This window comes from Staphylococcus sp. ACRSN (assembly GCF_022346615.1).
Lineage (GTDB): Bacteria > Bacillota > Bacilli > Staphylococcales > Staphylococcaceae > Staphylococcus.
The window spans coordinates 83,334-98,892 of record NZ_JAKRNS010000005.1 but is presented as its reverse complement, the minus strand read 5'-3'; the positions used below and the strand labels follow the sequence as shown (position 1 = coordinate 98,892).

General features: G+C 32.2%; 14 protein-coding genes. 8 read left to right on the top strand and 6 right to left on the bottom strand.

All coding sequences use genetic code 11. From position 1 onward, the window contains the following. Window positions 1-6 precede the first annotated feature (6 nt). The 6 genes from MHZ36_RS06415 (at window position 7) to MHZ36_RS06390 (ending at window position 6,948) form a co-directional block, all read left to right on the top strand. A complete protein-coding gene (locus MHZ36_RS06415; protein WP_239230402.1) occupies window positions 7-945 on the top strand; it encodes a sugar phosphate isomerase/epimerase family protein in 939 nt (312 codons plus the stop codon). Window positions 946-983: 38 nt separating this feature from the next. Further along, window positions 984-2,159 (top strand): Gfo/Idh/MocA family protein, encoded by a 1,176-nt coding sequence (locus MHZ36_RS06410; protein ID WP_239230401.1) that lies wholly within the window; start codon window positions 984-986, stop codon window positions 2,157-2,159. A gap of 871 nt (window positions 2,160-3,030) precedes the next feature. Further along, window positions 3,031-4,137 carry an NAD(P)/FAD-dependent oxidoreductase gene (locus MHZ36_RS06405; protein ID WP_239230400.1) on the top strand — a complete coding sequence of 369 codons (1,107 nt, stop codon included), beginning with the start codon at window positions 3,031-3,033 and terminating at the stop codon, window positions 4,135-4,137. Beyond that, window positions 4,131-5,462 carry a nucleoside recognition domain-containing protein gene (locus MHZ36_RS06400; protein WP_239230399.1) on the top strand — a complete coding sequence of 444 codons (1,332 nt, stop codon included), beginning with the start codon at window positions 4,131-4,133 and terminating at the stop codon, window positions 5,460-5,462. Before MHZ36_RS06405 ends, MHZ36_RS06400 begins: the two co-directional genes overlap by 7 nt. A gap of 17 nt (window positions 5,463-5,479) precedes the next feature. Then, a complete protein-coding gene (dcd, locus tag MHZ36_RS06395) occupies window positions 5,480-6,022 on the top strand; it encodes a dCTP deaminase (protein WP_239230398.1) in 543 nt (180 codons plus the stop codon). Between the two features lie 5 nt (window positions 6,023-6,027). Beyond that, the gene (locus MHZ36_RS06390) at window positions 6,028-6,948 is read left to right on the top strand and encodes a CobW family GTP-binding protein (protein ID WP_239230397.1); all 921 of its coding nucleotides are present in this window, start codon (window positions 6,028-6,030) and stop codon (window positions 6,946-6,948) included. Between the two features lie 212 nt (window positions 6,949-7,160). Here the strand turns inward: MHZ36_RS06390 and MHZ36_RS06385 are convergent, their stop codons facing one another. After that, entirely contained in the window at window positions 7,161-7,805 is a 645-nt protein-coding gene (locus MHZ36_RS06385) for a hypothetical protein (RefSeq protein WP_239230395.1), read from the bottom strand. Window positions 7,806-7,884: 79 nt separating this feature from the next. Further along, window positions 7,885-9,702, bottom strand: a complete 1,818-nt coding sequence (locus tag MHZ36_RS06380; protein WP_239230393.1) for a purple acid phosphatase family protein — start codon at window positions 9,700-9,702, stop codon at window positions 7,885-7,887. A gap of 507 nt (window positions 9,703-10,209) precedes the next feature. On the opposite strand from MHZ36_RS06380, the gene MHZ36_RS06375 reads away from it, so the two are divergent. Beyond that, window positions 10,210-11,424: an MFS transporter gene (locus tag MHZ36_RS06375; RefSeq protein WP_239230391.1), complete on the top strand. Its 1,215-nt coding sequence runs from the start codon at window positions 10,210-10,212 to the stop codon at window positions 11,422-11,424. 43 nt (window positions 11,425-11,467) lie between these two features. On the opposite strand, the gene MHZ36_RS06370 is transcribed toward MHZ36_RS06375, so the two are convergent. The 4 genes from MHZ36_RS06370 to MHZ36_RS06355 all read right to left on the bottom strand — a co-directional run bounded on the left by MHZ36_RS06370 (window position 11,468) and on the right by MHZ36_RS06355 (window position 14,014). Continuing rightward, window positions 11,468-11,992 carry a DUF4064 domain-containing protein gene (locus tag MHZ36_RS06370; protein WP_239230389.1) on the bottom strand — a complete coding sequence of 175 codons (525 nt, stop codon included), beginning with the start codon at window positions 11,990-11,992 and terminating at the stop codon, window positions 11,468-11,470. Window positions 11,993-12,149: 157 nt separating this feature from the next. After that, entirely contained in the window at window positions 12,150-12,524 is a 375-nt protein-coding gene (locus tag MHZ36_RS06365) for a CPBP family glutamic-type intramembrane protease (RefSeq protein ID WP_343237203.1), read from the bottom strand. 21 nt (window positions 12,525-12,545) lie between these two features. Beyond that, a complete protein-coding gene (locus tag MHZ36_RS06360; protein WP_239230385.1) occupies window positions 12,546-12,983 on the bottom strand; it encodes a hypothetical protein in 438 nt (145 codons plus the stop codon). Window positions 12,984-13,114: 131 nt separating this feature from the next. Beyond that, window positions 13,115-14,014, bottom strand: coding sequence for a DMT family transporter (locus MHZ36_RS06355; protein WP_239230383.1), 900 nt, complete (start codon window positions 14,012-14,014; stop codon window positions 13,115-13,117). A gap of 90 nt (window positions 14,015-14,104) precedes the next feature. Between MHZ36_RS06355 and MHZ36_RS06350 the strand changes: the two genes are divergently transcribed. Beyond that, the gene (locus MHZ36_RS06350; protein ID WP_275432150.1) at window positions 14,105-15,523 is read left to right on the top strand and encodes an aminotransferase-like domain-containing protein; all 1,419 of its coding nucleotides are present in this window, start codon (window positions 14,105-14,107) and stop codon (window positions 15,521-15,523) included. Window positions 15,524-15,559: the final 36 nt, after the last annotated feature.

The following is a 15,559-nucleotide window of genomic DNA, read 5'->3' as shown; positions in this document are numbered from 1 at the left end:
GGTTACATGAAACTTTCATATTACACTGATAGTCTCGCTCACCTATCATTAGAAGAAGTATTACAGCACATTACAAAACAAGGCGTATTCCATATTGAATTAGCAACGGGAGGTTGGTCCCCTGCTCCACATATCAACCTCCAAGAATTACTCTCTAGTGAGACGGCAGTCTTAAAATTACAAAATTTGTTAGATACCTATCAGGTGGAGATTGTTGCTTTAAACTGTTCCGGCAATCCACTAGATCCTAGAGAAATTGGTGAACGTCATAGGGAAGTCACAATCAATACATTTAAATTAGCACAAATACTTGGTGTTAAAAAAATAGTAATGATGAGTGGACTGCCACCTGCTTCACCTCAAGATGAAATGCCAAATTGGATAACAACTACTATGAGCTGGCCACCTGAGTTAAAAGAAGCTTTAACTTATCAGTGGGAAGAAGTTGCTATTCCATATTGGCGAGAACTTGTCCCAATCGCTAAACAACATGGTATTAAAAAAATCGCACTTGAAAATCATGGTACGCAACTGGTATATAACTCTGAAACATTACTTAGATTGAGAAATAGCGTAGATTCTATAATTGGTATGAACTTAGATCCAAGCCACATGTTTTGGATGGGAGGAGACCCCATTCAATCTGCACGTAAATTAGAAGGTGCTATTCACCATATGCACGGTAAAGATTTAAGGATTGAAGACGCCCCGGTGTCTTTAAATACAATTTTAGAAACGAAAGATATTTATGATACTAAAAATAGGGCTTGGAATTATGTTGCCGTTGGCCATGGCCACGATTTGCAATGGTGGAAGACTTTCTTCTCTGTTGTACGCATGTGTGGCTATGACGATTTTGTATCTTTAGAAATGGAAGACTTTACCATGCAGCCAGAGGACGGTGTGAATATTTCCATAAAAGCATTGCAACAAGTTGTCGTATAAATAAAAATAGCAATCAAATTACGAGAGGAGTTTTGTAAATGAATAACGGTGAAAAGAAAATGAGTAACGCTTTACGTTGGGGTATGATTGGTGGCGGAAGAACGAGTCAAGTAGGATATAAACATCGCAGTGGTGCATTGAGAGACCGAACTTATGAACTCGTTGCAGGTGCATTTGATATTGATACAGAACGTGGAAAATCATTTGGCATAAATTTAGGTGTAGATGAGACACGTTGTTATGACGATTATAAAACTTTATTAGCTGAAGAAGCAAAACGTGACGACGGCGTCGAAGTAGTTTCTATTGCCACACCAAACGGTACACATTATGAAATAACTATGGCAGCATTAGAGGCAGGTCTACATGTGATTTGTGAAAAGCCACTCGTATTTACAACAGAAGAAGCTGAAGAAATTAAAGATTTCGCTGAAAAGCAAGGCCTTATAGTTGGTGTAACATATGGCTATTCAGGTAATTCAATTATTCTTCAAATGAAAGCAATGATTGAACAAAACAAAATTGGTGATATCAACTTAGTCGAAATGCAATATACACATGGTTATGCTGGCAATGCTCAAGGAGATAAAGACAATGCTGCACAAAAATGGCGTGTCGATCCTAAAATTGCCGGTCCGACATTTGTGATTGGTGACTTATCTATTCACACGTACTATATTTCTAAATTAATCCTGCCAAATTTAAATATAAAAAGACTACTTTGTGATCGTCAAAGTTTTGTCGGCAGCCGTTATCCATTAGAAGACAATGCCTATATTATGATGCATTATGACAATGGAGCAGTAGGACGTATGTGGACGTCCGCCGTAGATTCAGGACAAATGGATGGACAACGCATTCGAATCGTGGGGTCTAAGGGAAGTCTTGAATGGTGGGACAGTGCACCAAATGAACTACAATACCAACCTCAAGGGGCGCCAACACAAATACTCTATCGTGGCGCTGAGTACTTAGACAACTTAGCATTAAAAAACGAAAGACTCGGCATTCTACACCAAGAAGGTTTAACAGAAGCTTGGGGTAACATTTACTTAAATATCGCTCTAGCAATAGATGCAAAAAATCGTGGTGACGAAGAAGCACTTTCTGAAATTATCTATCCTGATATCAATTCCGGTATCGAAGGTGTCCGTTGGATTGAAAATTGTGTCGCTTCAGCTGACCAAGGATCCCAATGGGTTGAATATCAATAATTTATACAATATAAGACTCCCTCAAAATGAGTAGGAGTCTTATCATTTATTTAATAAGGTTTTTCATACTGTTTTGTAAATTACTTAATTTTTATAGTTTCTCTGCATTCACTTCATATTATTTAAATTTCGTTCTTCGCTAATTTTTAACTAAATCACAATAATCAACAATCTTAAGCATAAAATATTTTTCTCTCTATCTTAAATATACATACTTCTTTTTCTAACTTTTTATGTTTTAGCCACTTAAATATTTATATTCTTATGATGTTATTAATTACTTTATTCCCATACAATTAAAATAAAACTAAGGTACACTTATTAGGTACTAGAAATCATTATGCATTAAAAACTGTCACCTAATAATAATATCTGTTTCTAATTATCAATGAACAATCACCATTTACACATAATTCCCCTGAATAATTTTAACTTTACACATGTTAACACCCTAATTATTTTATACATCAAAAGACTTTGATAACAAGCATAAGAACGCGTTTAACATCGTTTGACACATGTAAACTAAATACTTTTTCACTCTGACATATACATTCGTCACTTTCATTACATATGTAAGAATCCCCAACTTAAAATACCCTTACATAGCAAATAGATATAAAACAATCACTTTAAAATAAATATTAATTTCTATATTGACTTATTTAAATTTAAAATCTATAATTGCTTTTACAAACAGGAATCATTCCTATTTGTAAAACAGGATTGTTACATTCATTTTTATACATTTCCTTCTAGGAATTTTTATTTAGTTCAATAAAATCGTAGATCTTTACGCGGATCTGCGATTTTATCTTTATTATATGTAATAAATGCTAATCAACCTGTCTATCCAAAGGAGGTTTAGAAATTGGTACAAAAGACAGCAATCATTATAGGGGCTGGCCCTGCTGGTATAGGCCTAAACATAGCTTTAAATCAATTTGGAATTAGAGATACACTAATTCTTGAAAAATCAGATATCGGCAGTTCCTTTGAAAAATGGCCGTCATCTACACGCTTTATCACACCATCTTTTACAACTAACGGATTTGGGATGCCTGATATAAATGCGATAACTCCCGATACGTCACCTGGATTTACTTTTAAAGAAGAACATCTTAATGGCCAATCATATCAAAAATATTTAAAAGCTATCACCGATATATATAAAATCAAAATTCACACAAAAACTTTAGTAACAAATGTTAATACTCATACTAATGGTTATGTTATTACAACAAATAAAGGTAATTTCACATGTAAATACTTATTTATTGCAACTGGTGATTTTAGTTTTCCACATAAGCCATTTGAATTTGGTCAACATTATACCGAAATTAATGATTTTAAAAATATTAAATCACAAGATGTAACCATAATTGGCGCTAATGAAAGTGGTATTGATGCCGCAATAAATTTAGCGAAGTTAGGTAAAAAAGTAACTATTATATCAAAATCTACTGGTTTCAATGGAAACGTTGCAGATCCAAGTATAAGTCTCTCGCCATATACAAATGAAAGATTCAAACAAGTTTTAAATGATGGTTATCCAATTAGGCTATTGATTAATAGAACTGTTACTAATGTTGAAAAGTGTATAGAAGGTTATCGATTAAGTATTAATGAACAAACGGATGAACATATTACCGAGGAAATAATACAAGCAACAGGATTCAGGCCAGCTATGAACCCTTTAATACAATCACTTTTTGAAACGAATCAACATATAGTCAAACTGACTAATGATGATGAATCTACAATTTTTAAAAATACTTTTTTAGTAGGTTCTACCGTGGAACATGATACAGCAATACTTTGTTATATCTATAAGTTTCGAGCACGCTTTGCAGTTTTAGCAAATTTAGTTGCGCATAGAGAAGATATAGTCGTTTCAGAAGAAATCATCGATTATTATAAACAAAATCAAATGTATTTAGATGATTACAATTGTTGTGAAGTGAACTGTTCATGTTAAAAATAATTTATGACATTAGTAATGGGCAATATACACAACAAGATCATGATTCTCCTCAATTCATTATTACAAATCAACATAAATTATCCATAAATGACAGATTACAGTTACGACATTTCATTGTTCAAAAACAACTACCGATTACGTTCAATGGACAAACTAAACCTATTACTTCAGAGCAATTAAACTTAAAAGAAACTTTAGGTCATTTGCTTTATTTTAGAAAACATATTATGACACCTTCACCTACATTTGTTGATAAATGTATTAGTTGGTTAATAATTATATTGATGTTTATTGTCCCAGTATATTTGGCTTATTATATTTCAAACCAGTTACAAAGTTATTGGGCAGACCCTCTGCTACATTTTCTTCAATTTAACACAATAGAGTGGTCTTATTTCTTAGACCAAATACTCTTTGATAGCTACGGTATAATCTCACTCGGTACATATTCAATTGTATGGGCACTACCCGTCGTTATTTTTATAGGTATTGCCACATCTTTGATCAAACAATCTAATGTTAAATCTTATATTGTTTGGAGTATTGATCCAGTGATGAAGCAAATTGGTCTATCCGGCTACGACATTGTTCCCGTCATTGAAGGATTTGGTTGTAACGCTGCGGCTATTGTTAATACTGAACATCATTGTAAAGCGTGTCATCAACAGAACTGTATAAGTTTGATCAGTTTCGGTTCATCGTGTAGTTATCAAATTGGAGCCACCGCTTCACTATTTAGCGTAATGCATATGCCTTGGCTTTTTATACCTTATTTATTCATTGTTTTTATAGGTGGATTAATTCACACGCGATTATGGCATAGACATACACATTTGCCGACACATTATTTTCAAATGTCTCCAATACAAATGCCAAATATACGCCAAACAACTAAACAAGTTTTAACTATAATCAAATCATTTTTAGTACAAGCATTACCCATATTTTTTATAATTTGCTTATTCGCAAGTTTATTAACTATGACATCAACAATGACGTGGATTGCTCATATATTTAATTTTGTTTCATCTGGCTTAAACATACCTAATCGTTTATCATCAGGAATTTTATTTTCGCTTATCAGAAAAGACGGAATGTTGCTCTTTAATGCAGATAATGGAGCTGTATTACGCTCGATTCCACCTGAACGTGCTTTTTTACTTATATTGTTCAGTTCCACATTCGCTCCGTGCTCGGTAACGATCACCATGATCATTAAAAAACTAGGTCTTTCATTAGGTATAAAACTTATTTTAAAGCAAATGGTTACAGCTATTATTTGTCTTTGTGTTGCAATTATATTTTTAAAATTATTCTAACAAAAAGGAGCATTTATATGATACTTTCAGATACTGACATTAAACAGTATTTACAACAAGAAAAAATTAAAATCACTCCATTTCACGAAAATCATATTGAACCTGCATCCATAGATTTAACATTAGGCAAACACTACCTATTTCCACAATCATCACAAGAATCAAGTCAAAATATATTAGAACCCTTTCACTATAAAGAAATTCAGGCACATGAAATTACTATACCTGCAAAATCATTTGTTCTAGCTACAACTAATGAATATATAGAATTAAATAATCAACTTGCAGCATTCGTTGAAGGTCGCAGTTCAATTGGACGTGCAGGACTCTTTATACAAAACGCTGGTTGGGTTGACCCAGGATTCCAAGGGAATATCACTTTAGAATTATATAATGCCAATAACTTCGATTTAACAATCCAAGAAAATCTAAGAATATGCCAAGTTGTTATTGCTAAGACTCAATCTCCTAGTACAAAGCCATATAAAGGTAAATACCAGGGACAAGCCACTACGACTGGAAGTATGAGCTTTAAAGACAAAGAAGCAAAGGATGTGTAACACATATGGACATTGTCATCATTAGTGGCTTTCTTGGTGGAGGTAAGACTACCACTCTCAATCACTTTATTAATAGTGCTAAGTCTCAGGGTCAAACACCTGCAGTAATTATGAATGAATTCGGTAGTAGAAGTGTAGATAGTCATCTCATAGATGACTCAATAGGTTTATGTGAGATTATTAATGGTTGTATTTGTTGTGAAATGAAATCAAATGTCACTGATCAATTACATGATATTTATATTGATTATCAACCCGATGTTGTATTTATTGAATGCAGTGGTATCGCACACCCACTTGAAGTTCTCGATGCATGTTTAACACCCATATTAACTCCATTTAGTAACGTAGTAAGTTTAACCAGTGTAATTGATGTTCAACTATATAGTAAATTAGAACAATTACCAGATGATATACAGCATTTAATAATCGCTCAAATGTCACATTGTTCAAACTTTGTATTAAATAAGAGTGATTTAATTACTTCTGATCAATTATTAGAGGTTATTGAGAGCATAACTAAACGTCATCCAAATACACCTTATTTCCTTACAAGTCATGGTAAGGTAACTCTAGATAATATAAAGAGCAATAAAATAACAAAAGATGAACAATTTCAAGGTGGAAAAATAATCCATAGTACAATAGGTCACTCAATATTTTATTTTTCACACTCCTGGCATAAACAGTCCTTTATTAATTGGCTACAAGACTTACCTGATAATATTTACAGGGTTAAAGGCTTTCTAACCTTTGATGATAGTGCAGTGAAAAGTTTAGTTCAGTATGCAAACCATCATCTAGATGTTGTATCGTCTCACCTTAGTATCGAAGATTATTTAGTCGTGATTGGTCATAATATTGATAAAGTTCAACTTACTGATTCCGTGCAACAATATCATAATTTGAACGCAAACCAAGAATAAAACCTAAAAAATTGAAACGAAACATCGTACTATAGAGTTTATTAGTCAAACTTATTATCACAAACAAAAACCGTACATCCAATGCTATTCCAAATAATAGGACTATGCATAGTGTACGGTTTATTTTAGATATGATTGCTGGGAAAATAATTTGTTACAAGAACTGAATAAGTTCTATAACAATAATTATCACGCGTTAACCATTTTTTCATTTATTCATATTTTCTGAATACATTCGACCACTTTTTACGAATTGTATCATTTTCAGTTTCTTTAAATATGACATTGGGCTTTAAATTAGGATCTTTGTCATTACTATCTTTATATGCGAAACCAGACGATAAGGTTGCATCACTACCACCTTTAAAATTATATTCATATACCTTACCGTTATCTGCAAATAAGTATTTCTTAATTGGACGGTTCATATTTGCAACAGACTTATATCCTTCAATATTAGACAGTTGTTTTGCTGAATCATCCAATCCTATGTTTCCAGTTTCAGATGTATAAACCGTTAACCCCGTAACATTATGCAATTTAAAGTGTTTAGCCCCTGGCTTATTATTATCAATAACTTGTATTTCACCATCAGTCGTTGTCGCATAAAAGTCACTTTCGCTATATCTCCCATTACTTACATATCGATTCGTAACTGCTAATTTTTGCTCTTTAGCATATGCAGCTACTTGATTGGTTATCATCTTTTTTAATTTATCTTTATCTGTTTGTGTTAAATTCTTATTTTGAGATATTTTATCTTTCGTATTAGTCTTAGCAGCGCCTTGTTGTTCTTGGCATCCTGCAATGGTCACCATCATAACAATAAATATAAGACTATAAATGATTTTATGCATTCAAAAACTCCTAACTACAGTCACTAGCAACAATTGGATTATCTTTTCAAAATGGTAACAGAATTCTGTATATAATAATTTACTTTTCTGATTTATCACCTTTCAATATTCCAAATTCGTCTACTAATTTCACTTGTCGTTGTTCACCTTTGCTAATATCTCCATACAATTGATAAATCTTAACTTTAAGTTTATCTCCTTCAACTTCATAAACAGAAAAGTTTTGTTCAGATGCATTTCTATCATTCTCATGACTCTTTTCAAATGCTTTCGATTTATGTGGCTGTTTACCTAATGCGAACAAGCTATTATAGTGATCTAATTTATCTTGTGTTAGGTCACTTAATTCTGGACGCACCTTCTTAATGTGCTCTAAAGATCTATCGTATATATTGTCATACGCTTTCGTTCCTCCTGTATTAGGTAGTACATATACAGAACCTTTAGGCTTATCATAATATTCTACATTATCATCACCGAGTACTTGTTTCGCATCTTCTTTTTTCGCATTTACAAAACTATTTTTCGTCGAAGTATGCTCCAACGGATGCGTACGTGATAATACATGGTCATGTCCTTGCAATACTAAATCAACATCTAGTTCATCTATTTGTTTCGTTAACTCATCACGAATTTTACGTACATCCTCATCTGATAATGCATGGTATGATTTTGAGTACATTGGTTTATGAAGATTTAGCACAATCCAATTAGCCCCATTGGCTTTGGCTTTCTTAATATCTGATTTAATCCATTCCATCTGTTCTTTTCCTATTGCTTTTTCATCTGGATTATCTTTAGATTTCTTATTATCATTCGTATTGGCTACTACCATATGCGCACCGTTATAATCAAATGAGTAATATGAACCACCGTTAACAGCATTGTTTTCTTTCGGCACATTCACATGCTGGTTAAAGGAATCTAGTAATTTCCCATCTTCTTCACTTAAAGCATATTCATCATGATTACCTGCAGCAGTTGCGATTGGTAATGACATAAATGATGGTCGTGATTGCTCATATAGGTCTAACCACTCATCTTCTACTTCTGCAGTTTCTACATAGTCGCCTGTATGTAAAGCAAAGTTTGGATTACCTGCAGTTTGTATCGCTTGGTTTAAAGTATCCGCACCAAACTGTGCCTCATTTCTAACATGTTCATTCCAAAATGCATTTTGTGTATCTGTATATTGCACAAATTTAAAAGGATCTCCCTTAGCTCCAGATGTTTGGAACTGACCTACCTGACTCTGTGTGCCACTTGCACTTCCAACCTTATAATAATATTTTGTATTAGGCTTAAGTCCAGTCGCTTTAGCTTTATAGTTATATTCTTTTATGTTGGTCATTTCAGTCTTGCCTTGCAAGTCTCCTCTTGTCCATTCAGGACCACTTGCATGTTCATCTGTATAGTAACCATTTATTTTTTCTTGGCCATTTTTATCCTTTACTGCTTTTCCTTCATCATCTTTTTCCACATCTGCAAAGATGAAATTCCCATTTTTATCCCTCTCTATGTATTTAGAAATCACTTTTTTCGGAGTGGCATCAAATGATTTAGCATCACTAAAATCACCTGTTTCTGAAACCCATACTTTCGCATCTTTAAACTCATCCGTAGTATACCAATTGAATGCCATTTCAGATTTTGTATCACCATTAAAATTTGTAATTATACGGTTAGGTTGATTCTTCACCGGAACTGGCGCAACATCCGGTTTATCTTTTAGTATTTTTATCCCTTGTTCTTGATTACCTTGCTTAGTACTTTCTGTCTGCGGTCCCTCTCCTGGTGCACTTGCTTCGGCAAAATTACCAATTCCAAGTGACATCATCAGTACCACACTTGCTGCCCCAGTAGTAAATAACTTCAACATCGACTTTTCTGCTTTCATAAATAAACCTCCTTAATCGTAATTAATCCTATTATATATAAGAAGGTTTAATTTATTGTAAATTTCTTTCATATAATTGTTAATATAACATTACTTTTTAATATCTTATTATAAAACGATATTTTTTATAACTAATTGATTTAATAATTAGTTCAGGAATCATTAAATAAATTGTGTGATTTATCGTAAGACCACACAATTATTATATTAAAAATTGATTTGCCAATGTAACATATAAACTTTAAAGGTTAGTCTACTGTTTGTCTGAACGAATACTGAAGGTATGTGTTAAATGCTGATATAGCACCATTTATATTATTATCACTTTAACCAATTCATTATTCATTTGAAAGCTCTCGCAACATCAAATCACTAATAATTAATATTACTTCATAGTAATTTCACTCAAAATCATCCAATTTTTTGTCATTTCACACAAGGTATCACACAATATTAAAATGTATGATTATAAATAATAGCACAACTTTTGAAAGGAGTATTTAAGACATGCATCAAGAATCAACGCACATTAGCAAATACTACTGGGTAAAACTCGTATCCATCTTCACATTAGGATGGCTCGTTATCTACGCTGCTCGTACAATACTTAATCCTATTATGGGAAATATTAAAGATGCATTTACTTTGACGAATGCTCAACTCGGACTCATTATGAGCATTTTCTTTATTGGTTATACATTGACCCAAATCCCTTCTGGTATACTGGGTGATAAAATGGGTCGCAAAAAAATATTGATACCAAGTATGATTATTTTTGGGATCTTCACTGCAATTACTGGCATAATGCCTACATTCTTACTTTTTATGATTGCTTGGTTCATCGTTGGCTCAGCGCAAGGTATGTTTTACGGACCACAGTATGCACTATCTTCTGAAGCTATACCAAAACAACACATTACACTTGGAAGTGCACTCATCAATAGCGGGATGGCTTTTGGTACATCCATTGGCTACTTTATTTCTAGCTATACTGTGCATGAATTCAATTTGAATTGGCATATACCGTTCTTTATAATGGCTATACCAATACTCATTCTATCTTTTCTAATGTATACAATAATCAAAGAATATCCAAAAACACACTTAGCAAATCAGTCAACGACTACTGAACCCAAATTCCAATTCAGTACACTTTTTAAAAACAGAAACCTATTACTTGCTTATGTAATCATATTCTGTTCGATTTATGGTTTCTTTATGATCATAACTTGGCTACCATATTACTTAGAAAATGAACGAGGCATCAACGGTGCCCAAGTTGCTTTCGTTGCTTCCCTAGTACCATGGGCAGCAATTCCAGGTTCCTTATTTTTTAGTTGGTTATCAGATAAATTAGGTAAGCGTCGTCCCGTATTACTTATGATGTTACTTATGGCATTTCTATTTACGATCTCAATCGTTCTATTCAATAATATGTGGATATTATACCTTGCTTTAATTGGTTATGGAATTGTTGGTAAAATAAGTACCAATCCAGTACTGATAGCCGTTGTTGCAGACAACGCCCCGAAAAATGCGCTAGGAACTTCCTTCAGTGTTTATAACTTTATTGGTATGACAGCCTCCATATTAGCACCATACCTTACAGGCTATTTAACAGATATAACAGGTGAAATGGCAACAGGCTTCTATCTAGCTGCAGCTTTATTAATCGTTGGTCTAATTTGTGCCTTACTATTAAAAGAAACGAGAAAGCAATAATATAAAAAGCGCTTGGAATATTCCAAGCGCTTTTTATATTTCTTTAGTATTTATAAGGATCTTTCTTTTTTTGTACATCATCAACATTGTTAGTTGAATTTTGTTGTCCATCTTTAGTTTCATAATCATATTGTTGTTGAAGGTTAAATGATTCGAAAGCATGTGGTTCATTACTGTAAATATCAGATCTAGGTTTTCTTACTAATAACATTATACCTGCTACGATCCATAATACGCCTACTAACGCATTACCAAATAATGAAAACACACCAATTACAATTAATATAATACCTGCTGCCTTATTTTTCTTGCCAATCAATAACGCTGATAAAATACCTAAAGCTAAAAAGATGATTGCAACTATCAATCCTACAATTAAAATGACATTAAAAACGATAAATACACCATTTGCATCTGCCATCGTCGTTTCACTATCTAACATACTTTGCTTAAATTCAGTTGAATTAAAGTTTAACAAAAGTAAGAGTACGCCGAACATCAAGAAAGACAAAGCATGTAGCCCATTCCCAATCCAAGTAAGTACTTTTTCTGCAGTTCGATTAACCATATCAAATACTCCTTTAAGTAATAAATATATATCAATTTTAATAAAATAAACTTAATCTTTCCATAGCTTATTAAAATTTAAATATTTAAAATATATTAGTTTAAAGAGAATTCAAATACTTCAAACCTTAAGCTAACTTTAAGAATATTAATACATTTTATTCGAATTTACTCTCATTATTTTTCTTTTTATGTATTACTAACAATATTAGGATAACAACGCTATATCCCAATATACTAATCAATGAAGATTCAAATCCAAATTCTCCGCCTGTTATAAGCATATTATCAGTACCTAAAACATATTGAAACGGTTGATCATCTATCTTATGATCAGTTATCAAAATGAATTGACTTACATTCCAACAAAAATGTATAGCTATACTGGCCCAAATTGAATTAAACATGTAAGTAGCTATACCAAACATCATGCCAACTAATATACCACTGAGGAGTAACATAACTAAACTCCATATATTCAGTGCCCCATTCAGTATATGTATCAATGCAAAAAATATGGATGTGACTAATATTGCTATAGTGATATTAGTCTTTTATTGAATATAACGCATTAGTAACCCACGACATACCATTTCTTCAACAACTGCAGCTGCAAAACCGTTCACAAATATTACCCAGAAAATACTTTTTAAATATTCATTTTTAGAAGTGAAATTGGGAGTGAAAAATGAACCAGGTATACACAATATATAAATACTATAAACAATAATAGGTAGTAAGATAGCACATAAAATAAACTCTTTATTAAATTTAGGCTTAGTAATTCTATAAATATGTAAGTTTTCTTTAAATCTTCTTACAATAATCCACTTCACTACAAAATAAGCTAAAATCACATAAATTGCTGCAAATATAATGCTGCCGATTCCCCAAAAAGGTATTAAATTCTCAAAAATCATGGCTATAGCTTGCGTTATCCCCATAATTAATAAACCTAAAACAAGCATTCCAAATATTTTTATAAATCTCATATTGATCACCCAATCTATATTATATTTAGATTATATAACATACATTCATATTCATGAATTGGAATTTCTGTTATCGATATGAAATGATAATTTAGCAACACAAACATATTGTATTATCAATTACTTAGTTTTCAATTTTTCACCTGAAATTTTTCCTTAAAAACAATCATAGAAACACCTAGCAAAGTAATTGCACCACCTATTATAGAAGTAAGTGTAGGTATCTCATCAATGATTATATAGGCCAAGCCAATTGATATTACAGGTGTCATGTAGAGTGAAATTGTAGCATCTGATACACCAACTTTTTGTATCGTATAAGCAAGAGCTATATAAGGCAACACAGTAGGAAAGATACCTAAATATAGAACAGCAATAATAGAATTCATATTGGCCTCACCGAATTCGAATATTGCATTTGGTATAAATACAAACGTAAAGAGATTGCTGGCTATTATTGTATATATTGTAAATGGTATAAAACCGTATTTTTTCAAGTACTTCGCCTGAAATGTAAAATACACACTTTCACCTAATGTCGCTATCAATATTGCTATGACGCCTATAATCATTAAAGTGATTTTTCCACCTTCTCCAATTGTAATAAAGAAAATTCCTATAAATGCAATAAGTGAACCTAACCATCCTAAAATTGTGAAACGCTCTTTTAAAAAATATTTTGCCAACACAGCTGAAAATATTGGTGTGAGAGATACTAATAAACTCGCCACTCCTGAACTAACATACAATTCTCCATAACTCAGTGCTATGTGATAAACTGTAAAACCACAAAAGCCTAACAGTAAAATTATAGGCAAATCTTTCCAATTTGGAAGTGGATATTTTTTTAAAAAAGAATATAGTAATAGTACTATAGCTGCAACTAACAGGCGCAACGCTGCTAAGTTTGGACCATTGAAATCTTGCAATGCGACTTTAATAATTGGAAATGCAGATGCCCATAATAATATAGTGATACTAAACGCTACATTCACTTTGATTCCGTCTTTAAAACCATTCAATATTAACACACCTTTACTATTAATTTGTGTTAATATTAAGCAAATAACGATGGTATAAGTACAACCAATTTATATCAAAAAAACCCAACCAATTTAAAGATGGTGATTAATATTAAATATAAAATTGTAGCTAAATATATCAGAAACAAAATTTTAAAAGGTGATTGGTTCTTGGGAATGAAAATTCCTTCCCACAGAAAATTAGCTGAACAGTTCAATGTAAATAGAGTTACTATCATAAAAAGTATTGAATTATTGGAATCTGAAGGATTTATTTTCACTAAGAAAGGGAGCGGGACATACGTAAATGATTACTTAAATTATCGTTCAACATTGAATAACTGGTCGCATACAATGGAGTGGTCTGCTAAATCAAGAAGTGAATATACAGTACAACTAATCAATAAACTTGAAACAGATTCAAATTATATACATATAAGTAAAGGGGAGTTAGGAAAGGACTTAATTCCTGAAAATAAATTGCAACAAGCTATGATCTCTGTATCTAAGTACATCGGAGATTTATCCTTTGGCTACAATAATGGCTACGGTTATTTAAATTTACGTAAATTAATCGCTCAACGATTACAAAAAGATGGTATAGATATTAGTTTTGAAAATATTTTAATAACTTCTGGCGCTTTACATGCAATTCAATTATTAATAACAGGATTTTTAAGTCAAAATTCTACTATATTCATTAATACACCATCATATATTGAGTCAACGCATGCTTTCGATGGTTTTCATATGAAAAAATTAAGAATTCCCTATACAAATTTACATAATTTCAAAAAGATTATTGATAATTATTCCCATACAACTGAAGGCGCGCTTTATATTGAACCTACATTCAATAACCCAACTGGAAAATCTTTATCGACAGAAACCAAAAAAGATATAATGAAATATTGCCAAACTCATAATATACCTGTAATTGAAGATGACATTTATAGAGACTTATATTTCACACCAAAACCCAATTCTTCCATCAAATCTTTAGATAAAAATGGGAGCGTTATTCACATTAGTAGTTTTTCAAAATCTGTTGCTCCTGCCCTTCGTATTGGTTGGATAGCAGCTTCTGAAAAAGTGATTGAACAACTTGCTGACATAAGAATGCAAAGTGATTATGGCTCTAGCATTTTATCTCAGATGGTGATATATGAACTTCTGAAAAACGGGGATTTTGATGCACATGTTACGCACCTACGCAAAATGCTAAAAGATAAACGCGATTACATGTTAGCTATTTTAAATCAACACTTTTCTCATATTGCTAATTGGACAGTACCAGAAGGTGGATTTTTCATTTGGGTGACTTTCAATAAAAATATTAATATCAAACAAGTCTTTTTTGACCTAATAAATAAAGAGAACATCCTTATTAATCCTGGCTATATTTATGGCAGCAAAGATAATACTATCCGTCTATCATTTGCCTATGAAACAGAAGAGAATATTCAAACTGCATTAATCCAAATAAAACGATATGCCAATCAATATATAAATAATTAAACTAAAAGCAACAGAAAAACTATGTTTCTGTTGCTT